17 protein-coding genes and 3 pseudogenes are annotated in these 21,877 nt (G+C 55.8%); 11 read left to right on the forward strand and 9 right to left on the reverse strand.

The annotated features are described in order from the left end of the window. Positions 1–215 precede the first annotated feature (215 nt). The gene (locus tag GHO25_RS14055; protein ID WP_153391030.1) at positions 216–638 is read right to left on the reverse strand and encodes a serine kinase/phosphatase; all 423 of its coding nucleotides are present in this window, start codon (positions 636–638) and stop codon (positions 216–218) included. A 155-nt stretch (positions 639–793) separates the two neighbouring features. Between GHO25_RS14055 and can the strand changes: the two genes are divergently transcribed. After that, complete coding sequence (can, locus tag GHO25_RS14060) at positions 794–1,438, forward strand: carbonate dehydratase (RefSeq protein WP_123749575.1); 645 nt, start codon at positions 794–796, stop codon at positions 1,436–1,438. Between the two features lie 83 nt (positions 1,439–1,521). Here can and GHO25_RS14065 read toward each other — a convergent pair whose 3' ends face one another. Next, the gene (locus tag GHO25_RS14065; protein WP_153391031.1) at positions 1,522–2,940 is read right to left on the reverse strand and encodes a short-chain fatty acid transporter; all 1,419 of its coding nucleotides are present in this window, start codon (positions 2,938–2,940) and stop codon (positions 1,522–1,524) included. Between the two features lie 213 nt (positions 2,941–3,153). On the opposite strand from GHO25_RS14065, the gene GHO25_RS14070 reads away from it, so the two are divergent. The 9 genes and pseudogenes from GHO25_RS14070 to GHO25_RS14105 all read left to right on the forward strand — a co-directional run bounded on the left by GHO25_RS14070 (position 3,154) and on the right by GHO25_RS14105 (position 11,887). Continuing rightward, on the forward strand, positions 3,154–3,321 hold the full coding sequence (locus tag GHO25_RS14070; protein ID WP_048368434.1) for a metallothionein: 168 nt from the start codon (positions 3,154–3,156) through the stop codon (positions 3,319–3,321). Positions 3,322–3,417: 96 nt separating this feature from the next. Further along, positions 3,418–3,624 (forward strand): annotated as a pseudogene (locus tag GHO25_RS14075) (carbonic anhydrase); the annotation flags it as partial. A gap of 337 nt (positions 3,625–3,961) precedes the next feature. Beyond that, a pseudogene (locus GHO25_RS26925) lies at positions 3,962–4,639 on the forward strand (PAS domain-containing protein); the annotation flags it as partial. A gap of 111 nt (positions 4,640–4,750) precedes the next feature. Continuing rightward, positions 4,751–5,179 (forward strand): annotated as a pseudogene (locus tag GHO25_RS26930) (methyl-accepting chemotaxis protein); the annotation flags it as partial. A 100-nt stretch (positions 5,180–5,279) separates the two neighbouring features. Next, positions 5,280–6,164, forward strand: a complete 885-nt coding sequence (locus GHO25_RS14085; RefSeq protein WP_153391033.1) for a Dyp-type peroxidase — start codon at positions 5,280–5,282, stop codon at positions 6,162–6,164. A gap of 113 nt (positions 6,165–6,277) precedes the next feature. After that, positions 6,278–9,046 carry an ATP-binding protein gene (locus GHO25_RS14090; RefSeq protein ID WP_153391034.1) on the forward strand — a complete coding sequence of 923 codons (2,769 nt, stop codon included), beginning with the start codon at positions 6,278–6,280 and terminating at the stop codon, positions 9,044–9,046. Positions 9,047–9,057: 11 nt separating this feature from the next. Continuing rightward, the gene (locus GHO25_RS14095) at positions 9,058–10,254 is read left to right on the forward strand and encodes an EAL domain-containing protein (RefSeq protein WP_048368429.1); all 1,197 of its coding nucleotides are present in this window, start codon (positions 9,058–9,060) and stop codon (positions 10,252–10,254) included. A gap of 279 nt (positions 10,255–10,533) precedes the next feature. Next, complete coding sequence (locus GHO25_RS14100) at positions 10,534–11,184, forward strand: response regulator (protein WP_048368428.1); 651 nt, start codon at positions 10,534–10,536, stop codon at positions 11,182–11,184. A 58-nt stretch (positions 11,185–11,242) separates the two neighbouring features. Beyond that, entirely contained in the window at positions 11,243–11,887 is a 645-nt protein-coding gene (locus GHO25_RS14105; RefSeq protein WP_048368427.1) for a response regulator, read from the forward strand. A gap of 10 nt (positions 11,888–11,897) precedes the next feature. Here the strand turns inward: GHO25_RS14105 and GHO25_RS14110 are convergent, their stop codons facing one another. The 7 genes from GHO25_RS14110 to GHO25_RS14140 all read right to left on the reverse strand — a co-directional run bounded on the left by GHO25_RS14110 (position 11,898) and on the right by GHO25_RS14140 (position 18,401). Next, positions 11,898–12,371 carry a fimbrial protein gene (locus tag GHO25_RS14110; RefSeq protein WP_227024775.1) on the reverse strand — a complete coding sequence of 158 codons (474 nt, stop codon included), beginning with the start codon at positions 12,369–12,371 and terminating at the stop codon, positions 11,898–11,900. A gap of 52 nt (positions 12,372–12,423) precedes the next feature. After that, entirely contained in the window at positions 12,424–12,906 is a 483-nt protein-coding gene (locus GHO25_RS14115; protein ID WP_048368425.1) for a fimbrial protein, read from the reverse strand. Positions 12,907–12,956: 50 nt separating this feature from the next. Next, positions 12,957–13,448: a fimbrial protein gene (locus GHO25_RS14120; RefSeq protein WP_153327056.1), complete on the reverse strand. Its 492-nt coding sequence runs from the start codon at positions 13,446–13,448 to the stop codon at positions 12,957–12,959. Positions 13,449–13,468: 20 nt separating this feature from the next. Then, positions 13,469–14,395, reverse strand: coding sequence for a fimbrial protein (locus GHO25_RS14125; protein ID WP_153327058.1), 927 nt, complete (start codon positions 14,393–14,395; stop codon positions 13,469–13,471). Beyond that, positions 14,388–17,018, reverse strand: a complete 2,631-nt coding sequence (locus GHO25_RS14130; protein ID WP_153327060.1) for a fimbria/pilus outer membrane usher protein — start codon at positions 17,016–17,018, stop codon at positions 14,388–14,390. The genes GHO25_RS14125 and GHO25_RS14130 overlap by 8 nt, the downstream gene beginning before the upstream one ends. Positions 17,019–17,053: 35 nt before the next feature. Next, positions 17,054–17,752: a molecular chaperone gene (locus GHO25_RS14135; protein WP_153391035.1), complete on the reverse strand. Its 699-nt coding sequence runs from the start codon at positions 17,750–17,752 to the stop codon at positions 17,054–17,056. Positions 17,753–17,819: 67 nt separating this feature from the next. Continuing rightward, on the reverse strand, positions 17,820–18,401 hold the full coding sequence (locus GHO25_RS14140; RefSeq protein WP_048368420.1) for a fimbrial protein: 582 nt from the start codon (positions 18,399–18,401) through the stop codon (positions 17,820–17,822). Positions 18,402–18,582: 181 nt separating this feature from the next. Between GHO25_RS14140 and GHO25_RS14145 the strand changes: the two genes are divergently transcribed. Then, the gene (locus GHO25_RS14145; protein WP_153391036.1) at positions 18,583–21,831 is read left to right on the forward strand and encodes a hybrid sensor histidine kinase/response regulator; all 3,249 of its coding nucleotides are present in this window, start codon (positions 18,583–18,585) and stop codon (positions 21,829–21,831) included. Positions 21,832–21,877 lie beyond the last annotated feature (46 nt).

The following is a 21,877-nucleotide window of genomic DNA, read 5'->3' on the forward strand; positions in this document are numbered from 1 at the left end:
ATTGAACTGCTCGCACAATGCAGTGATGTTAGCGCCCTCAGCCAAAGCCAAGGCAACGAATTCGAGACGAAGATCCACGGCGGACACCTCTTTCCAGGACACATCACACCTCCTAAGGGGTCAATGTGTCCTATTAAAAGTGTTCGCGATGTCTCCGAACATTGTGTTCGCTATGTCCCCGGTCCATACAGGGAGAGGGTTAGGGTGAGGGGCTTTTAACGTTTGCGCCCCACCGGATCTATATCCGCCAGTTCCGCTTCATCCAGCCCTCTGCCAGCGCCGATGTCGTCTTCATCGACCACGCTTAGCTCCCAATCCGCCGCGTCATCGTTGCCTTCAGCGGCCTCTTTTGCATCGCGGGCGCCGTCTTCACGGATAAGCATCTCCTGCTCCAGATCATCGTCGTCAAACCCGGCGTCCAGGTCTTCATCGGGCAATGCGCCGCCGCTCAGCCCGGCCTTGCGCGCAGGTTTACCGGCCACGTGCAAGGCGCGCTCTTCGTCGGTAAACAGATCGCTGATGCTCTCGTGATCATCATCATCCTCAAAGTTCAACGGCTCAACCGAGCCCGAACGGTCTTCGAGGTCATCAATCTCTGCGGGTTCTTCTGCTCCATACGGGCGACGTGAATCAGACATGGTCATTCCTCATACTGTGGCTGCTTACTACGATGGACTGTAGCCACGGTTTAAGATTCCACCCAACGGACCGGCGGATTAAAGCGCAGATTAACGTGACCCCGACCAGCGGTCCGCAGTCATAGTTTGCGCATCAACTCTCGAGGGTTTCCCGCATGAACGAACTACAAGATCTGATTGATAACAACGAGCGCTGGGCCGATGCGATCAAGCAGGAGGATCCTGATTTCTTCGCCAAGTTGGCCCGCCAGCAAACGCCGGAATACCTGTGGATTGGCTGTTCGGATGCCCGCGTACCCGCCAACGAGATCGTCGGCATGCTGCCCGGTGACCTGTTTGTGCACCGTAACGTGGCCAACGTCGTGCTGCACACCGACCTTAATTGCCTGTCAGTAATCCAGTACGCAGTGGATGTATTGAAGGTCAAACACATTCTGGTCACCGGCCACTACGGCTGTGGCGGGGTGCGTGCATCGATGCAGAACCAGCAATATGGCCTGATTGACGGCTGGTTGCGCTCGATTCGCGACCTGTACTACGAAAACCGCGAAGTGCTGGCAAAACTGCCCACTGAAGAAGAGCGTGTTGACCGTCTGTGCGAGTTGAACGTCATCCAGCAAGTGGCCAACGTCGGGCACACCAACATTGTGCAAAACGCCTGGCATCGCGGGCAAAAGCTCTCGGTTCACGGTTGCATCTACGGCATTAAAGACGGCCGCTGGAAAAGCCTCGACACCACCATCAGCGGCCTGGACCAACTGCCACCGCAATACCGCCTGCGCCCGCTAACCCCGATCTGACACCGCTCCCCTGTAGGAGCGAGCTTGCCTCGCGATCTTTTGACTTTTCTCTAAAAGATCGCGAGACAAGCTCGCGTCTACCGCTAAGGCATCACGGGCGCGACATACACCAACGTCGTGCCCAGCGCCCACAGCAGAAACAGCACCAGCGGCGTGTGCACCAGCAACTGCACAAACGAAAAGCCGATCAAGTCACGCGCCTTCAGCCCCAGCACGCCCAACAGCGGCAGCATGTAGAACGGGTTGATCAGGTTCGGCAAGGCTTCGGCCGCGTTGTAGATCTTTACCGCCCAGCCCAGGTGGTATTGCAGGTCATTGGCGACTTGCATCACGTAGGGCGCCTCAATAATCCATTTGCCGCCGCCCGACGGAATAAAGAAGCCCAAGATCGCCGAGTACACGCCCATCAGCACTGCATAGGTGTCATGGGAGGCGATTTGCACGAAGAAGGTCGAGATGTGATGCGCCAGGGTTTGCCCGTCCACGCCTTTGACCACGGTCATCAGCGCCGCAATCGAGCCATACAGCGGAAACTGGATCATCACCCCGGTGGTGGTCGGCACGGCGCTGGCCACGGCATTCAGAAAGCTGCGCGGGCGCCAGTGCAGCAAGGCGCCGAGCATCAGGAATAAAAAGTTGTAGGTGTTCAGGCCCGAAATGGCGCTGATCGCAGGTTTGGTCGAAAACTCGTGATACAACCAGCCGGCGGCCAGCAGCACCAGCAAGATCGTCAGCAGTGGGCTGTATTCCAGCCATTCGCCAGGCCGCGTACGCGGCGGCAGTTTTGGCGTGTTGAAACTTGGGTCAACCCCACACGCCGCGGCATCGCGGGCCGAGTCCGGGCCGGGCGCCGTGGCGTACGCCACGATCAACGACACCACCACCAGCGCTGCCAGCAACACGCCGGACTGCCACAAAAAGATGGTCTCCGTGAACGGGATCACCCCGGTGATCGCCAGAATCGACGGCGGCAAGCTGGCCGGATTGGCCTGCAACTGCGCCGCCGACGATGACAAGCCCAGCGCCCACACCGCGCCCAGCCCCAAGTAGGCAGCAGCCCCGGCTGCGCGATAGTCCATGCGCAAGTTGGTGCGCCGGGCCAGGGCGCGCACCAGCAGCCCGCCAAACACCAGCGACAAGCCCCAGTTGAGCAACGAGGCAACCATTGAAATCAACGCCACCCAACACACCGCCTGGCGACCGTTTTTCGGCACCTTGGCGAGTTTGTCGATCAGCTTCACCGCGGGTGGCGAGCTGGCGACCACGTAACCACCAATCACCACGAAGGCCATTTGCATGGTAAAGGGGATCAGGCTCCAGAACCCGTCACCAAACGCCATCGCGGCATCCGTGGGTTTGGCGCCCATTATCAGAGTGGCGAGCGCCACGACGATCACCGCAACGGCGGCAAACACCCAGGAGTCTGGGAACCAGCGTTCGGCAAAGTTGGAGCAGCGCAGGGCAAAGCGGGCAGAGCGACTGTCGGTCATCTCAGCGGCCATGGGGGAAACCTCGACTTTCTTATGATTATTGGGTGCCCAATCTCACTGCGAGCCCTCAGGCTCGCGGTTTACAGCTGGGCTGGTGGGTACAGTAAATGAATTTCGGCGGCTTTCCGATAGGCTGACCTTTGAACTCTGCCCCAGCGTCTACAGTCATTGCTTGTAAGCGGCACGCCTGTCGCTTGATAACGACCTGACAACATGGAGTTGAAAATGAAAGAACACACGTGTGATTGTCCGAGTTGTAACTGCAAAGTCGGTAGCCACGGCATCGAGCGCGATGGCAAGCACTACTGCTGCCAGGCGTGTGCCGACCATCACCCCAAAGGCCAGGCGTGCAGCACCTCCAGCGGCTGCCACTGCGGCGATAAAGCCAAGTAACGTGTAAAGCCTGCGCGCGCAGCCACGCGCTGCGCGCTCTTATGACAAGCGCTTGCCATCCTATGGCGGAGTAAGTGCGCGTAAGAAAAGTGCTCGCTGTGCGAGTTGAACGTCATCCAGCAAGTGGCCAACGTCGGGCACACCAACATTGTGCAAAACGCCTGGCATCGCGGGCAAAAGCTCTCGGTTCACGGTTGCATCTACGGCATTAAAGACGGCCGCTGGAAAAGCCTCGATACCACCATCAGTGGTCTGGACCAACTGCCACCGCAATACCGCCTGCTCCCGGTAAAACCTGTTTAAACCGTTACACATGCAAGTGGGAGCCGGCTTGCCAGCGATAGTATCAACTCGGTTTTTCTGAGCGATCGAGTCGCCTGAATCGCTGGTAAACCAGCTCCCACAATCGCGTTACAGTACCCATGGCAAGCAGCCGGTTTGTTCAGCTTTTTCAGCACATGACCGCTCGTCAGGAAGCCTTTAGAAACGCAGGCGAAAGCCGATGCTTCTATCACGCGCTTCCTATCCCTTGGTATCCCCCATGTTTAACAAACGCTTGAAACAGGAGCTGTCAGCTCTTCGCGAAGAACTGTCCTCAATTCAGCAAATCAAAGACAGCCTGGAGAGCGAAATGCTCTGCATGAGCCTGGACCCTGATGGTCGGGTCGAGTCGGTCAATGGCAACTTCACTCACGACATGAACTACTCGGGCAGCCAGCTCCTGGGGCGGCATATTGATGAGTTGGTGCCGGCTCATTTAAAGCATGACGAGCATCATCTGCGTTTTAAAAATGCCATGAACCGTGGTGAGCATTACAGCGGTACCGTGCGTTTGCTCCGGGGCAATGGGCAGGAAGCCTGGCTGCGCTCAATCATGCAGCCGGTGCGCAACTCCAGCGGTCAGATTATGCGCATCTCGATTTTTTCCAGCGACCTGACTCGCACCATAGAAGCCTCGCGTGACCACGAAAACCTGATGGACGCGCTGATGCGTTCAACCGCCGTTATCGAGTTCAATCTCAAGGGTGAAGTGCTCACGGCCAACGACCGTTTCCTGCGGGGCATGGGTTACTCGCTGGCGCAGATTCAGGGTCGGCATCATCGTATGTTCTGTACCTCCCAAGAGCAGAGCAGCGCTGAATATGAAGTCTTCTGGAAGCGCTTGAACGCGGGGGAGTTTGTTGCCGATCGTTTTAAGCGTATTGATAGCCAGGGGCGTGAAGTCTGGCTTGAGGCTTCCTACAACCCGGTGCGCGACGCCAATGACAACCTTTATAAAGTGGTGAAATTCGCCACCGTCATCACCGACCAAGTGCAGCAGGAACAAGCCGTGTCCGAGGCGGCGGGGATTGCCTACAGCACCTCGTTGCACACCGACAACAGCGCTCAACGCGGGACCATCGTCGTGACACAAGCGGTCGATGTGATGCGTGAGCTGGCCAAGCACATGCAGCAAGCAGGCGATGGCATCGAAGCACTGAACGATCAGTCGCAGGTCATTGGCAGCATCGTCAAAACCATCAGCGCGATTGCCGAGCAAACCAACTTGCTGGCGCTTAACGCCGCGATTGAAGCCGCCCGCGCGGGTGAGCAAGGGCGCGGCTTTGCCGTGGTGGCCGATGAAGTGCGCCAACTGGCTTCGCGCACCAGCAATGCCACCGAAGAAATCATCTCTGTGGTGCGTAAGAACCAAGACATGGCAAGCCATGCCGTGGCGTTGATTGCCGACGGCAAACGGCAAGCCGAAGAGGGCCTGTCTCTGGCCGCGGAAGCCGGCACGGTGATTGTCGAAATTCAGGATGGCGCGAAAAAGGTGGTAGATGTCGTAGGGCGATTTGCTAATCAGCTATCAGCCTAAGACTTCATCTACGTAGGGCATGGGCCAACAAAAATAACCCTTTGGTGTCCGAAAAGTCGCTGGTGAGGCGTAAACTCCAGGCTTTCCTGAAGGAGTTTCTATGAGTCTTTACCAGCCCGGCATCCTCGCCAAACCCGTGCCGCCGCAGGCGCGCTATATGTTTTTCGCCCTCAAGTCTGTAGAAGCACTGCCGGCTGCACTCGACACCTTGTCGCAGTGGGTAGACGGCAAAAGCGTGGTAGCAGGCTTGGGTTCACCGCTGGTACTGGCCTTGGGCGCAAAAGTGCCGGGGCTGCGCGTCTTCCCCGCACTCAATGCCGTGGTTGAAAACCCGTCGACCCAACACGCCCTGTGGCTGTGGTTGTGGGGTGATGATCGTGGTGAGCTGTTGCACCGCAGCCAGGCCATTGAAACGGCGCTGGCGCCTGCGTTCAACCTGTTGCAAGTGACCGAAGGCTTCCTCTACAACACCGACCGCGACCTGACCGGCTATGAAGACGGCACCGAGAACCCGGTGGACGAAGCGGCCGTAGACGCGGCCATCGTCACCAATGCAGGTCCGGGGCTGGACGGCGGCGTGTTTGTTGCCGTGCAACAGTGGCAACACGACCTCAATGGCTTTGCCGCCCGCCCGCAGGCCGAACAGGACAACATGATTGGCCGCCGTAAAAGCGACAACGAAGAACTGGACGACGCGCCGGAATCGGCCCACGTCAAACGCACTGCCCAAGAAAGCTTCTCGCCTGAGGCCTTCACCGTACGCCGCTCCATGCCCTGGATTGAAAACGGCAAATCGGGGCTGATGTTCGTCTCGTTCAGCCGCACCTTGAACGCCTTTGAAGTTCAACTGCGCCGCATGAGCGGCATGGAAGACGGCATTGTAGACGCCCTCTACAGCTTCAGCCGCCCGTTGAACGGTGGTTACTACTGGTGCCCGCCGCTTAAAGACGGCCGCCTGGACCTGAGCGCGCTTCGCCCCGCTTAAGCGAGGTATCGCTGGCGAGGGACGCAGCCCTGGGTCACTCGCCAGCGACTTGATTTTGCCGTTTCAGGAATTGTCTGATTATTTTTAACATTTTCGCGGCTTAGGCTCGCGGGATGAAATCGACTCCTCAAGCTGCCCGAAAACTACTCCACTTATTTGCCTCTGGCCTGATCATTGCGGTGATTGCTGGCTCGTTGATCTATTTGCGCGCGGTGTTTAACCAAGAGGTCTCTCAGCGCCGCAGTGTCATGAACGAAGCGGTGTTCAATGCCCAGGATTTTTTCGTCAGCCGCCAGACTTTGCTCAAGAGTCTGGTGCTGGCGGCTGTGCCTGATAAACCCGGCCACGCGCCCTTCATCAGTGTTGATCCTGAAGAAGAGACAAGCATTAGTCTGGGCAGCGAAAATGATCGTTGGAACCTATGGCTGACCCAGCGGATGGTAGAGCACCTGTCCGAGAGTAAAGTCAGTCTGTTGTATGTGTCGCAAGCGCAAGACCCAGAGGTGGTTCGCTTGTTTAACACCACAAGTCACTTGAGGCCCGTGCCCAAGGAGATCCTGCAACGTCTGGAGGATGAAGCCAGCAAATGGTATTCACTACGCGATGATCTATGGCTGACTGATAAAAAAGCCCTGGATTCGCCCTTTTATCTATTTGCCCGACTGGATAACCGCAACCTGGCATCAGGGTGGTTGGGCATTGAGGTCGAAGGCGCGGATCTTATAGACGCCTTGAGCAGTGAAAGCGCTGGCGATTTCATGCTGCTGGACGGCAATGGGCAAATTATTTTCACCAATGCGGTGCAATCCACGTTAGTGGACTCTTTGCACACGCTGGCGCCTAACAACTCTTTCGGCTTTATTGGGCGTGGATGGTTTCCAGACAGTCTGGCGATCAGAAAAAAACTTGGTTATTCGAATTGGCAAATCGTCTATGCCGTAGATATTCGTACCCTGTTGCCTGTTTTGATGTGGCCTTTACTGGGCTGTGTGTTCTTGTTGATCGCATCGTGCATCGGATTGCGCCTGCTCATTGCGCGCATCGACAAGCGGCTGATCACCCCGGGTGAAAAACGTATTCAAGCACTGATTGAAAGTGAGGCGTTCAACCGCGCCGTATTGCAAATTGCTCCGGTTGCGCTGTGCGTAATTCGCCGTACAGATGGCACGGTGGTGCTGGAAAACTCCCTGTCGCAACAGTGGCTGGGTAGCGGCCGTGAGCGAAGCAAATTGTGCCATGGTTGGATTTCTCGTGCGTTTGACCAACGTGATGCGAGCACCAGCGATGAAGTAGAGATGGAAGATGGCCGGCTTCTCTACCTCGCATTCGCGCCGACTCGTTATAACGGCCAGGACGTGCTGATTTGCGCCTTCAGCGACATCACAGCACGTAAGCAAATTGAAGTGACGCTGGAGCGCGCCCGGCAATTGGCTGATCGTGCCAATGAGGCCAAGACTCTATTTTTGGCGACCATGAGCCATGAAATTCGAACCCCGCTGTATGGCGTTTTAGGCACGCTCGAACTGCTGGCACGCACTGAGCTTAATGACCAGCAAAACAACTACCTGAAAGCCATCGAGCGCTCATCTGGCAATTTGCTGCAATTGATTTGCGACGTGCTGGATGTGTCACGCATTGAAGCGGGCCAGTTGCAGCTGGAATTGAACACCTTCAGCCCCATGGAGCTGATCGAAGAAGTTGTTCAAGGCTATAGCGGGGCTGCGCAAGCAAAGGGCTTGCAACTGTTTGCCTTGATTGATTCGACTGTGCCCGAGTGGCTCAGCGGGGATGTCACCCGTATCCGCCAGATCCTCAATAACCTGCTCAACAATGCGTTGAAATTCACCGACAACGGCAAAATTGTCCTGCGGCTCAAAATGGACAGCCGTGATGATGAGCGCGTCTTGCTGCATTGGCAGGTGTCGGACACCGGAAAAGGCATCGCCATTGAAGAACAAGCGCGGTTGTTCGAGCCTTTTTACCAAGTGGAGTCGGCAAAAAATGTGGTTGCCGGAACCGGCTTGGGTCTCTCCATCTGCAAGCGCCTTATGCACCTGATGAACGGCAGCATGCGGCTGGTGAGTGAACCCGGTTTAGGCAGTAGTTTTACCCTGTATTTGCCTTTGGAGCAGGTGCGAGACAAAGAGCACCCAAGCCCCATGGGCGATTTGGCGCCCAGTGTGGTGTACGTGGTATCACCCCTGCGTGAGCTGGCCGAGTGTTACTGCGGCTGGTTACGTCGCTGGGGCGCGCGTGCCCATATAGGCCTGCCCAAGCCTGGCGACGTACTAAAGGGCGACGTGTTACTGGAGCTGCACCCTGGGGCTTTTGCGCAACGATTGGAGCCCGAGTGGACCGGCCCTGCCGTAGTGGCCGCCAGTGATCTGTCGTCACCGATCAATCCGGGCACTCTGTGTTGGCAGGCTAATCTGAATAGCTTGCAAGACGTCTACCGTGCCTTGTCCAAGGCACAAGGCACCAGCGCTGATACGCTCCTTGACCCGGAAGCTGAAAAGCACGAGTTCAAACTTGATCTGAGAATCCTGGTCGCTGAAGACAACGTGATCAATCAGTTGATTTTGCGTGATCAATTGGAGGAACTTGGCTGTTCAGTGACCTTGGCCAGTGATGGGCTGGAGGCCTTGGGCATGTGGCAAGACGCCAAGTTCGATCTGGTACTGACTGACGTCAATATGCCGAGAATGAACGGTTATGAATTGGCAGCCCAATTGCGCTCCATGAACGTGACCCAGCCCATTATCGGTGCCACCGCCAATGCGATGCGCGATGAGGGTGAGCGCTGCCTGCGTGCGGGGATGAACCACTGTTTGATCAAGCCTTTTACGCTGCACACCTTGTACAACTGTCTTCAGCACTTCTAAAGGAGGGTCCAGTGAAACCATATCGTGTTTTGGTCGTTGAGGATCATCCTTTTCAGCATGAGTACTTGCTGAATGTGTTCAGTGAGGTGGGCGGCTTTAAGGTTGACACAGTATGGGATGGCGATGAGGCGTTGGAGCACCTGGCGCGCCATAACTATGACTTGCTCCTCACCGATTTACTGATGCCCGTCATGGATGGTGTGCAGTTGATCCAAAAAATTGCCGCATTGAAAAAGCGTCCGGCGCTGGCGCTGATGAGTGCGTCATCACGGCGTATGTTGATCAGCGCGGGGCTGGTGGCAAAAAACCTGGGTATATCGGTAGTTGGTTTAATCTCCAAGCCGGTTGAGCTCAATGCCGTCATGCGCTTAAAGGAGCAGATGGCTGCTTACTGCCTGAACGGTCTGACAGACCCTGCGCTGACCATTGAAGTCGACCCGTTCAGCATTGTGCGAGCGATGGACAACGCCGAGATCCAGGCCTGGTTCCAGCCTAAGAAGTCCTTGCTCAACGGCAATATTCTCAGTGCCGAGGCATTGGTGCGCTGGGTCCACCCGGAAGCCGGAACATTACTCCCCAAAGATTTTTTATCATTGTTGATAAAACAGGGGCTGGAAGAGCGTCTATTGTGGTTGATGATGGAGCAAACCCTGCAAGCGCAAAGAAAATGGCGCGACCAAGGGTGGGATATTCCCGTCTCCATCAACCTGCCCACGCATTTGCTGGATAACCACCAATTGGCGGACCGCTTGCGTGATTACGTGGTGGCTGAGGGCGGGGAGCCGCGCAGCATCGTGTTTGAGCTTATGGAAAGCTCAACCACCAAAGAGCTCAGTAATTATTACGCAGGGGCTTGCCGCTTAAGAATGATGGGGTTCGGCTTGGCCCAGGATGACTTCGGTCAGGGGTTTAGTTCTTATTTCAATCTGGTGTCCACGCCTTTCAGTGAACTCAAAATTGATCGTTCGCTGGTGCATGGCTGTGTCGAAAATGAAAATCTGGCTTCTGCCTTGCGCAGCCTGGTTGAGTTGAGTCGAAAGCTTGGCCTGACGGTGGTCGCCGAAGGCGTAGAAACTCAGGCAGAGCTAGCGTTTCTGCGTCGTATTGGCTGTGATCAAGCGCAGGGTTTTCTGATTTGCGGGGCTGTTTCACCGGCTGATTTTGGAACTCTTTTGTTGGAGGATAGCTCCAAGCCATCATGGGGGTAACGTTGCACAAAAAATGATGGGCAGGCCGCTCGGCCAACTTTTTTATTCTTTCAGCACAACGTATCAGCGGTTCAAGGAAGCAAGGAGTGCTGCCTTTTGCAGTCCTGCGAGGGGGATTTCAAGCAGGCTGACCTTGCCGTCCATGCACTCCAGATTGGTGATGTGTACGTCTGTGTACGCCCTGATCATTGTTCGCTCGATTGACCGGGCGAACACTGGCCTAACCTCGAATTCACTCAGCGATAAAGAGCGATGCGTCATTAATTTGGAGTCAGGGCAATGCACGAAATAAAGGCAGTAATTGCCGATGACCACCCGGTGGTTTTAGTAGGCCTGCGGGAGATGATCCAGCGCGACACGCGTTTTGAGTTGGTCGGGGAGGCCGTCAGCTCATCGCAGTTGATCAAACTGTTGGTGTCGAATCAGCTCGATCTGGTCATAACCGACTTCAACATGCCCGGTGATGACCTTTACGGTGATGGCCTGCAGTTGATCGAATACATCATTGAACAGTTTCCGGCGGTGAAAATTCTGGTGCTGACCATGGTCAGCAATCAACTGATCATCTCCCGATTATTGGAAATGGGCGTGGCGGGGGTGATTGCCAAAAACCACATCCACGAAGAAATCGGCAAGGCGCTGAACGCCTTGGCCAATGATCGGCCTTATGTCGCGCCGAGTGTCCAGCCAATGTCTGTTCTGGCCAACGCTAAAGTGATCGATGAGCGTTTCTCCAACCTTTCGCCGCGCGAGGTTGAGGTGCTACGGCTGTTTGTAACTGGAAGCACCGTGAGCGAGATTGCCAAGCTGTTAAACCGCAGCGTAAAAACCGTCAGCACACAAAAAATTTCTGCGATGCACAAGCTGGAAGTGCTCACGGATCACGCGCTGCTCACTTACTGTATCAAGGCCGATCCTTTCGAGTCATAAGCCTTCTATCCCGGCCGTTCACAGCAACCTGTCTTTCAGGACTGGAGTCATAAACGTCATGCCCAAAATGAGAGTATTACTGGCCGACGATCATCCGATTGTGTTGATGGGCGTGCGCGAAATCATAGAGCGTGATCCGCGTTTCAAGGTCGTGGGTGAAGCCATGAATTCGTCTGAGTTGATCAGCAAGGTGTCGCAACTGCGACCTGACGTGATCATTACCGACTACAACATGCCGGGCGATGAACAATATGGCGACGGCACGCGCCTGGTCGAGTATTTGCGCCGGCATTTCCCTGAGCCCCGGGTGTTGATCCTGACGGTGATTTCCAACCCGCAGATTCTGGCCTGGCTGTATGAGTTAGGGATTAGCGGTGTGATTTCCAAGAACGCCGGTCTGGAGCAGATTCTGGTGGCGCTGGATGCGTTCTATCGTGAAGGGCATTACCAGCACAACTCGCATGAGGGCGCGTCGAGCGAAGAAATGGACGGCATTTCGCACAAGCTCAGCCAGCTCTCGGTCAAGGAGTTTGAAGTCTTGCGTCTGTTTGCCTCAGGCATGAGCGTGAGTGATGTAGCGCAGAGCTTGAATCGCAGTATCAAAACCATCAGTACGCTGAAAATATCAGGCATGCGCAAGCTTGATGTCGACAGTGATCAGGCGCTGTTGATTCTGTGCATCAAGGCCAATCTGTTTGCCTGACTGGCTTGAGTTACAGGTAGATCATTTCCAGCAACAGGGTTGAGCTGTAATTGCCTATCTCGGGCAGTTCTTGCCCGGTTTTCACCGGTCTGACCGACAGTTTGAGCTTTAGCTGCGTGTCTTGAATGGGGAAGATCAGTTGGTCGCCCAGCTTCAAATCCATCACTTTCTCGGTAAGGGTCATGTTGCTCAGGCGGGTTTTTAGCCCCAGCTTGTCGAGCGAGGTGCGCAGCGTCGTACTGTCAAAAGAACCGCTGCCGGCGCTTAAGCGCAGGTGCACAAGGCTGCCTTTGGTGCACGTGAAATCGAGGTCCACATCGGTCCATTCACTGATGTCAGTGCGCAGTGAATTAAGGTTCACCTTCGGGATGTTAATACTTTGCGAGGCCGGGAAACTGGCCGTGCACGGCGGTTTTATCAGCGTGCCCTTGATATCCAGTGAAGGGGCGTCTGCGGCGCAGCTGACAGTACTCAAACCCAGCACGAGTACGACCAATAGCGCGAACCATAGAGTTATTCGAGCAATCATGGGCATATCACAAGTAGTCGATATTAATTACAGCGGAGGCCGTGAACGTGCCTTCGGACAGTGCACCTTGCGCAATCAATTTAGCCTTCATGCTCAGATCAACCGCACCATTGAGGTTGGTGACGTTGCGCTTGGTGCCTTTGATGTTGATGACTGTGCTGTCACTTTTCCAGAACAGTGAATAACCCAGGTTTGTCCTGCCTGCCGAAGCCACGGTGTCCGACAGCGCCGAAGACGCCGTGACACTGATATTCAACACTGAGTTTGGCGGGCACGTCATGATCACCGGGACATCGATTTGTGCAGCAGTGCTCACCTGGTCATAACGCAGGGTGCCGAAATCGGCGGTCAGCACCTTATTGCTGGTCAATGTGCAAGGTGGACGAATCAACGTGCCTTTAACGGTAAGTGTGCTGCTGTCGCTGTCAGCATAGGCGTTGCCACACATGACCATGCCCAGCAGTGAAAGGGCTATAAGGTGTTTATTCATGATGCGTTCCTGTTGTTGGCTATGAGGTCGGATGGATAAGCGAAGATCCATCACAAGTACTCAATGCTAAGCACTGCTGACGTGCTGAAAGCACCTTCGTTTACCGCACCGAATGTGACCAGTTTAATTTTCATGCTCAGGTCAACGGTACCGCTTTGGTTGGTCAAATTACGCTTTACGCCGCTTAGATTGAGCAAGCTGTTATCGCTTTTTAAGTACATGGAGTAGCCCAAATAATCTTTGCCTGCCCATCCTTGGGTGGTAGACCCCGAAACAAGGGCGCTGGCCTTGAGGCTGACGCTCAGTGAGGAGTTCGCGGGGCACGTCAGGGTGACCGGCAGATCAATCATGTCAGCCGCGGCAATCTGGTCGTAGCGCAAGGTGCCAAAGTTGGCGGTCAGGGTCTTGCTGCTGGTCATGGTGCAGGGCGGGCGGGTCAACGTGCCGCTGACGTTGATGGTCACGCTATCTGTTACTGCATGGGCCGATGTGCAAGCCAGCCCCCCCATCAGTGCTGCGGCCAGCGCTAAGCGTAATTTCATGGTCGAGCTCCTGTGGTTGATCAGAGATAGGTGATGTTGAGGGTGTATTGGCTACTGAAGTTGCCGGTCGGCGATACGCTGGTATTCAGGCGCGGCCGAAAGCCCACGCCGATGGTATTGGCGCCAGTTCTCAGGGTTAACGAGCGCGGGCTGTTAAAGGTTACGGCGGTATCGTTATCGGCCCAGGTAGCGGCCATCGACAGCCCGGCCAGCGTGGTGGCCGAAACGCCCGTGCTGCCGCTGATGGCGGCTTGGGTCGGCACCAGAGTGGCAGTCACTTGCGTGCCTTTGGTGCAGTTCATCGTGACATTGGCCACTTGCTGACTGGTGGCGAAATCGCTGCTGTTGAGCGTGCCAAAAGACAGGTTCATGGTTTTAGCAGAACCCAGCGAACAGGCAGGTTGAGACACGGTGTATTTGATAAGGATGGTTTGAAGATAGTCTGAGTACAGCTCCCACCCCCCAGTGGACGTAACAAAAAGACTCACGCCCACCTGATAAGAGCCCGGTGTAGACGGCGCACTAGCGGCAAAAAGCACGTCATATGAAAATGTGGTGCCTACCGCCAAGGGCACACAACTGCTTGGCACGCAGGTCGTACCGGTTGTACCCATCCCACCGTTTGTCAGGAATCGAGTGCTGTTCTTGTGAAACGCTACGAAGTCATTACTTTTACCTACTGCGTTGAGCTGCGTGAAAGAGAGATTCGCTCCCACCGGGAACCATCGCGTGACTCGGCAGTTTGCGGTCATGTTTACTTGGATAACTGCGGATGGCGCCAGGGTTCCCAAATCGACCATGCCCTGGTTACCCGTAGCCGTGCAGGTCATGTTGTTTTCGTAAAAAGCAAAAGCCTGCTGACTGGCCAGACTGAACAGCAAGCCGAGTGCTAGCACCACCAGGGTTGGCCACTTCATACGACGGGGTTTAGCGGTGGAATCATGCATCGGGAGTCCCCTTTGTGTCTGTCGGCGTGGCCAGTTGGGCATTGCAACGCAGTTGCACTTGCCCAATGCCCGCGTCAGACAGGTTATAGGTGTTCAGGTCCAGGTCTTGGGTGCACCACGGCTGGCCGCTAACGTTAATCTGCAGGCGCGCCTTTTCAGGTACGCCGGTCATAAATACCCGGCCTTTATCCGCGACCATGGCGCTGCTCAGTAGCGTGCCATCGAGGTCGAACAGTTGAGCTTCAGCAGCGAAGGGCGCCGGTTTGCCATTGCTGGAGGTAATGCTGAGCAACAGGCGGCGACCGTTGTGGGTTTCAAAATTAGCCATCACAAAAGCGCCTCGATTAGGGGTGACTTCCTGCACCAAGTTCGCGATATCCGTGTTGTCCGAGAGCGAGTCAGTGTTGAGTGACACCTTGTTTTTGCGGTACGGCTGGGCTGACGGAATAATCGTGTAGCCACTGCTGTTGGTCTTGATCCCGCTTTTGGTCAACACACCGACATTGGCGGCCCCCGGCGTGGCCACGATGATGTTGGTTTCGCCCAATGGCTGGGTGAACATCAGGGTTTCGCGAGTGGCAACGACGCCGCCTTCCACGCCGTAGTCCATCTGACGGGTGTTTTGATCCCTGTTGTATGAGCCGTGCCATATGGCATTGGCGGCGTTGTAACGGGCCGCGATCGAACTGCCCAGCACGCGATCTTCATCGCTGATCTGCTGGTTAATACCCAAGGTGTAAGACAGCGCGTCGTTCTGAAATTGATTGCCGCTGAATGTCGCGTTACGCGACGCATTACCGGCCGTGTCCTGGTTGGTACTCAGGCCGACACGGCTGCTGCTGCCGGGGTTACCCAGCGGTAGACTGACGCTCAGTGACACGCTGCGGATGTCATCGCCGGTGCCGCTGTTCTGGGCCAGGCCTACGTTGTACGAAGCACTGCCGACACTGAAGCTGTAGCCCACTTGAATGGACGTATTGCTTTGGGCCCTGTTCCAGTAATCGGTTTTGGTCAGGTTGGCGTACATGCCGCCATAGTTGCCCAGTTGTTGCGATACGTTGGCGGTAAAGCTGCTTTTCATATGGCCGCCCAAATAGGGAGAAAAAGCAGCGTTATTACTGAGCGTTTCATCTGTGTACGGCACCAGCGTATTGTTGGCGCGTGCGCTGATGGCCTCGTTAAAACTGTAATAGCCGTTGGTGGAGTAGCGATAGCCCACCAGGCTGAAGCTGGTATCGGTCAAGTCGATGGACTTGGAGTAGCGAAACCGGTACGACTGCCCTGACAGGGTCTTGGAATCCGTGCCTATGTCATCACTGATGGCATGGGTCACATCCAGCGAAATGGCGCCGAAGCCAGCGAAGTCATGGGCAAAGCCCACCAGCGCCGATTTGTATTGCTCGCTGACGATAGAGCCACCAAACAGCGTGGTGCCCTCTGTCAGCCCGCGACGGTAGGTACCCTGAACAAAGGTGGGTTTCTGCGAGTTCAGCGCACCGTCTGCCGGGCGGAATTGCCCCGCTGTGACCGAGTAGCTCTGTTGGCCTTCGCGCAACATATACGGCACCGACGAGAACGACTGGATATACACCTGGCGCTCACCATTGGGGCCTTCGACCGTCACTTCGATGTCACCGTTGCTGGACGTCGAGTACAGGCCCTTAAGGGCGAAAGGTCCGGACGGCACCCACTGTTCACTGATCACATAGCCGCGCTGGCGCAAGGTCACCAGCGAGCGACCGTTGGCCACCCCACGGATCACCGGGGCAAAGTTGCGCGCATCATCGGGCAGCATGTCCAGGTCAGACGCAATGCCCACACCGCGATACGAGATCGTGTCAAACAGGTCGCTGTCGGTTGAGCTTTCACCAACGGTGGCAATGGCCATCAGGTTGCCCAGGTCATGCTGGACATAGGTGTCTACGGACTTCCAGCTGCCTTCGACATTGGTGCTTTTTTGCCAGGTCGAAAAGTTGCGAAAGCGCCAGGCACCGCTATTAATGCCGCTGTGTACACTGCCGAACTGGGATTGGCGGTTGCCGGTCTGGGTTTCGTAGTTACTGCCGGAAAAGCTGTAATTGGCAAATGCAACCTGCTCGCCGTTGCTCCAGTTTTTGCGGCGAGTCTCGAACGGCACATCGCCGATAAAAGCCTGAGGCACTTGCAGGTTCAGGCTTTGTTTATTGAAGTCGTAGTCGTACGTGACGCCGGTCAATTCACGGTTGAAGTACACACACTTGTCAGGGCTGATCTCTGCGTCCTTCAGGCGCGCGGGGTCAATGCCCAGCTCCGTCAGGGCTTGAAGGCTAAAGCACGGGAACAGGCCGTTAGGTGTAGATACCTGGCTCGGGGTCTCGCGAATAAAGTTCATGTCGCGTTGTTCAACCACCCGGTCATCCACTGACAGGTCAACCCGGTAAATCCCGGGCAATTGCCCCTGGCTCATGGCTTTAACTTGCTCAGCCACTTCGGACGACGTGTTACCGCCACCAATTTCGAGAAAGGAAGAGTCGAAGCTGAATTCCGCATGCGCTGCAGTTGCGGTGAAGCCGAGAACACTAAGGCTTAACGTACTTAAGTTTTTTACTCGGCGCGCGAAGGCGCACATGCGCACTCGCAGCATGAGGGAATCCTTCTGTTCAACTGTTCATTCACGAATCAATGAGGGGTAACAGGTGCCGCTTTGACGGTGCTGCCGTATTCATTGATGTAGCTGAGTTCCAGCGTGTCGCTGTTTTTCAGCGCGATCGCCGTGGCGACGGTGCTGCCGGGCTTGATCACCTCGGGCATGCCTTTGCTGGCCGTGTTGTTAATCAGCAAGTCACTGACGACTACGTTGTAGCCCGACGGGTTTTGAACCGTCAGTTTTCCGCCTTCAGCACGCCATTGAAGTTTTTCAACAGCCTCAGGCAGAGAACCCTGCAAGCCGGCAGGGCGGTAGAACAGTTTGATGGTGGTCTTAAGGGCGATCTGCAGCACGTTCTGGCTGCTTTGCTCGGCACTCTTGGCCGGGATCGCTTTGACATTCAGTAAAAACAGGCTTTCTTTGTCGGTGGGCAGGCTTTTAACGTTGGTGGCGATGATTCGCAGGATGTTCTGAGCTTTGGCGTCCAGGCGGAACAGGGGCGGCGTGATGATGAATTCATCTGCACTGTCATCCTTATTGTCATAAGGGCTGACCCACGATTGCACCAGATACGGAACGCCATCTTCGCCCGAGTTTGAGAGTGATAGGTTGGCTTCCTTTTCCTTGCTTTGGTAGACGACGCGTGTGGAGCCGACATTGACGCCTGCCTGAACGTGGGGCAGCCAAAAGCCTGCTGCCAACGCCAAAAAGGCTGCAACTTTTAAACGCATGTAGAGGTCCTCTTGTTAACGCCAGAGCCCGTGATTAGTCACGAGCCCTTGCGTTAATAAACATGAGTTACTTGTAAGTAACGTCGAAGGTAGCCAGCGCGTTAACCTGACCGGTACCGATACCACGGGTACCTGGTGCACCCTCGGTGCCTGGGGTATCAGCCACAAGGCGTACGTAGGACGCTGTAAAGTCAAACGTGTTGGACTGTGGGCGCAGCACGTAATCGGTGCTGGCGGTGTTCAAAGGCAGTTTGTCGCCGGTACGGGCGTCAGCGATCTGGATACCTACGCCAGATACCTGATTAGAACCGACCATGCCCAGTACGGTGGCGTCCGATGCCGCTTGTTGGCCGCTGAACTTGATGGAAGCGTTCTTCAGGGTCGAACCGCTGCAGTTTTCCAGCGAGATCGAGAACGGTGTAGCACCCGAGGTCGCGACAGCGCCTACAGTGTTAGGGAAGTCAGCAATACGGACCTGGCCCATATCAACCGACTTTTTCACGCTTTCGCTGTTGATGGTGCAGGCGTTATCGTTGACGCTGCCAGTGAATTCAACTTGACCATCAGCTGCGTGTACGGTGGCAGCTGCCATTGCGATCAGCAGCGTGGAGCCGCACAGCGCAGTGTATTTGCCGATTGTTTGAAACATGAGAGATGCCCTCTGCAAGAAATTATGTGTGATATCCATTTTTGATCGTCCCCCCCTGTTCACGGCTCGCCGCAGCAGGTGTTGCATAGGATGCAATTTGCCGGGCTTGAGCCCCATCAGACGATTCCTGTTTTCGTAGGCACTATATTTTTGGGCCGCAATGCCCCTGATAGGCTCTCTCATGAAACAAGCAAAAGTACGCCTCGGTGCCTTGGCACTGAGTTCACTCAGACTCAATAAATTGCTGCTCCTGCTGACCGGGCTGGCCCTGCTGTTGGTGAGCATGAGTTATTGGGCGGTTAACCGGGTGTTGAAGGAGGAGGGCGAGAAGACTGATTTTCACTTTGCGCGGCTGATGGAAAGCATTCATGAACATGAAGCCTTTTTGCGCACGGCAGCCGAAAGCTATGGCCAGGATAACGAGAATCTGTTGGAAGACAGTGTGCCGCGCTCACACACCGAGTTGATGCGTCAGGCCGATGAGCGTTTGTTCCAGAGCCGCGATACCGCCAAGTCACTGCCCTTTACCGTCAGCCAGCGCGACAAGTTCAGCGCTGAACAAATGGCCGGCGTTTACTCGTTTGGCGTGCAGTTGACCGATCTGTTTGCCGCCTATTGGTCCGATTCCCATTACACGGCGCCCCAAGTGTTTGTCTTTTCACCCACCGACCTGTTCACCATTGCCGTGCCCGGTATTGATGGGGCCCGGCAGTTCCCGCTGCTGCAAAAATTCAACTTCTTTGAGGTGACCAAACGCCTGTATGACCAGCTTGTCACCTTGGGTCCCAAACTCGATGACAACCAGGTGTTATGGGTACGTGCCCCGGCCGGCCTTATCCAGAAACGCAAATACATCGTGGGCGCTATAGGTGTGGGTTTGTCTCATCGCTTTTTGCCCGGCCCAGCAGATGACGACTCCGTGATCCTCACCGCTTTGCTGGATGTCAGTGATATCAGTGACCTTGAGCGGTTGTTGATGCGCCCGAGCAAGAGTCAGCTGACGCTGATTTCGCCCGCTGGCGAGGTACTGCTGGGCGATGATCTGGATGCGTATGACTTGCCGTTTGGCATGAGTTTTCAGTCTGACGGTTTGCACTTCAAGTTGAGTTCGGGGGGCTCAGATCCTTGGGTCGGTCTGTACACCATCAGTTACCAGAACTTTTTCGGTTACGCCAAGTGGCCCTTGTTGGGAACTGTGGTGCTGGTCTTGCTGTTTGCGTTGATTGCCTGGCGCCTCAACCGCTGGTATCGCCTGCAAATCATCGAGCCTGCAAACCGCGCCAACCAGTCGCTGGCTGAAAGCGAAGAGTTCAATCGGGTCATGCTCGACAACGCACCCGTTGGTTTGTGTGTGGTGCAGCGTGGCACGGGCATCGTATTACTGGAGAATCAGCGTGCCCAGCAATGGCAGGGCACGCCTGAATTGATCGCGCTCTTGAAGCGCGACTATGCCAAGCGTGAACCGGGCGAGGTCCAGCTTGAGGTTGCCGGCCGCCACCTTCTGGTGTGTTTTGCGCTTACCCGTTACAAGGGCAAAGACGTGGTGCTGTGTGGTTTCAACGACATCACCCGGCATGTCGACGACGCCAATATGATGGAGGAGGCGCGCCGCTCCGCCGACGAGGCCAGCAAGGCTAAAACCCTGTTTCTGGCCACCATGAGTCATGAAATCCGCACGCCTCTGTATGGCGTACTCGGCAATCTCGAGTTGCTGGAAATGACCCCGCTCAATGCACGTCAGCAGGAATACCTGCGCACCATTCAGCGTTCGTCGACGGTGTTGTTTCAACTCATCAGCGATGTGCTGGACGTGTCCAAGATCGAGTCCGGGCAAATGGCGGTCGAGCCGAAACCCTTTAGCCCGCTGGATGTGTTTGAAGATGCGGTGCGCAGTTATGCCGCTTCGGCAAACAACAAAGGCCTGAAAATTTTCGCCTGCGCTGACGCCTCCTTGCCGCCTCTGGTGTGCGGTGATGCGGTGCGAATCCGTCAAATCATCAACAACTTGCTCAGCAATGCCATCAAGTTCACGGATTTTGGGCGTGTGGTCCTGCGGCTGAAAGTGACAGACATCGAGCGCGACCATGTCTCACTGCAATGGCAAGTCTCCGACACCGGTATGGGCATCAGCGAGCAGGAACTGCCGAAACTGTTCAAGCCTTTTTCTCACGTGGGGGGGAGCGAGCTGGCGGGTGGTGCGGGGCTGGGGTTGTCGATCTGCGCTCGGCTCAGTGAAATGATGGGCGCCCACTTGCGAGTAGTCAGTGAGCCTGGCTTGGGCAGCAGTTTTTCATTGCATATACGCTTGCCCATCGTGGCAGGTGCGCTGGCCAACAGTACCGACATTAATCTGCAAGGCGTGAGCGTTTATGTGCGTGCGCCGCTTAAGGATCTTGCCCAGAGCCTGACTGAATGGCTTGGCGGTTGGGGCGCGCGAGCCTTGGTCTGGTCGGATGCAGGCACTGAAGACAGTGATGCCGTGTTGCTCGACGTTGAGCCGGATCCATTGGCTGCGCAACTTTGGCAGGGCGCCCGAGTGATCGCCACGGGAACCGCGCCGAGCCTGCCGCAAAAAACAGTGCGCGGTTGGGAGGTCAATGCCTATGACATCCGCGCGATTGCCAAAACCTTGATGCAGGTGGCGCAAGGCTCTACCTGCGAACTGCCGGCCTACATCGCCGAGCCTGTTTCAGACATGGACTTGAGCGTGTTGGTTGCAGAAGACAACCCCGTCAACCGCGAGATCCTCAAGGAACAGCTTGAGGCCTTGGGCGTACGGGTGACGTTAGCCCAAGATGGCGAACAAGCCCTGTTGCGTTGGAAAGAGGCGCAATTCGATCTGGTGATCACCGACGTCAACATGCCCAAGCTCGACGGGTATCAACTCACCCAGCGCTTGCGTCAGTTGGACCCGGATGTACCGATCATAGGGGTGACAGCCAATGCGTTACGTGAAGAGGGCGAGCACTGCCTCAAGGTCGGGATGAACGCCTGGCTAGTCAAACCCTTGAACCTTGAGACCTTACGCCAGACCTTGGCAGCCTATTCTCGGCAACCCGCAGCAGTGGCTCCGCAGGCACTACAAGAACAGGCGCCCGATGAACATGCGGCTGACCTTGAAGGCTGGATAACCCTTTCGCCAGCCATGCATCGTTTGTTTGTGACAACCATGCAGGAAGACCTGGAACAGGCTGAGCAGGCTTTGCAAGCGTCTAACACCTCAAAGCTGGTCAGTTACCTGCACCGAATCAACGGTTCGCTAGCCACCGTAGGGGCTCAAGATCTGGCTGCGGCGTGCGGTGTGTGTGAAGTAACCCTGTTGCATGAGCCTTTGAATCCAGAGTCGGCCAGTGCGGTTGAGGCATTTTTGAAGCGATTGCACCGGGTTGTGCTCAAGATGATTGAGGGCGCGTTGTACCCGACTCGATAGGCATAGCCTTGTATCGACCATGACGCGCCTGCTTGCACTCAGGCGC

The organism is Pseudomonas sp. FSL R10-1350 (assembly GCF_009600525.1).
GTDB lineage: Bacteria > Pseudomonadota > Gammaproteobacteria > Pseudomonadales > Pseudomonadaceae > Aquipseudomonas > Aquipseudomonas helleri.

What these genes read in the sequence shown, in the direction of transcription:
- GHO25_RS14055 (WP_153391030.1), bottom strand. Translation starts at nt 638, where the DNA reads ATGTCTGATTCACGTCGCCCGTATGGAGCAGAAGAACCCGCAGAGATT.
- can (WP_123749575.1), top strand. Translation starts at nt 794, where the DNA reads ATGAACGAACTACAAGATCTGATTGATAACAACGAGCGCTGGGCCGAT.
- GHO25_RS14065 (WP_153391031.1), bottom strand. Translation starts at nt 2,940, where the DNA reads ATGGCCGCTGAGATGACCGACAGTCGCTCTGCCCGCTTTGCCCTGCGC.
- GHO25_RS14070 (WP_048368434.1), top strand. Translation starts at nt 3,154, where the DNA reads ATGAAAGAACACACGTGTGATTGTCCGAGTTGTAACTGCAAAGTCGGT.
- GHO25_RS14085 (WP_153391033.1), top strand. Translation starts at nt 5,280, where the DNA reads ATGAGTCTTTACCAGCCCGGCATCCTCGCCAAACCCGTGCCGCCGCAG.
- GHO25_RS14090 (WP_153391034.1), top strand. Translation starts at nt 6,278, where the DNA reads ATGAAATCGACTCCTCAAGCTGCCCGAAAACTACTCCACTTATTTGCC.
- GHO25_RS14100 (WP_048368428.1), top strand. Translation starts at nt 10,534, where the DNA reads ATGCACGAAATAAAGGCAGTAATTGCCGATGACCACCCGGTGGTTTTA.
- GHO25_RS14105 (WP_048368427.1), top strand. Translation starts at nt 11,243, where the DNA reads ATGCCCAAAATGAGAGTATTACTGGCCGACGATCATCCGATTGTGTTG.
- GHO25_RS14115 (WP_048368425.1), bottom strand. Translation starts at nt 12,906, where the DNA reads ATGAATAAACACCTTATAGCCCTTTCACTGCTGGGCATGGTCATGTGT.
- GHO25_RS14120 (WP_153327056.1), bottom strand. Translation starts at nt 13,448, where the DNA reads ATGAAATTACGCTTAGCGCTGGCCGCAGCACTGATGGGGGGGCTGGCT.
- GHO25_RS14125 (WP_153327058.1), bottom strand. Translation starts at nt 14,395, where the DNA reads ATGCATGATTCCACCGCTAAACCCCGTCGTATGAAGTGGCCAACCCTG.
- GHO25_RS14130 (WP_153327060.1), bottom strand. Translation starts at nt 17,018, where the DNA reads ATGCTGCGAGTGCGCATGTGCGCCTTCGCGCGCCGAGTAAAAAACTTA.
- GHO25_RS14135 (WP_153391035.1), bottom strand. Translation starts at nt 17,752, where the DNA reads ATGCGTTTAAAAGTTGCAGCCTTTTTGGCGTTGGCAGCAGGCTTTTGG.
- GHO25_RS14140 (WP_048368420.1), bottom strand. Translation starts at nt 18,401, where the DNA reads ATGTTTCAAACAATCGGCAAATACACTGCGCTGTGCGGCTCCACGCTG.
- GHO25_RS14145 (WP_153391036.1), top strand. Translation starts at nt 18,583, where the DNA reads ATGAAACAAGCAAAAGTACGCCTCGGTGCCTTGGCACTGAGTTCACTC.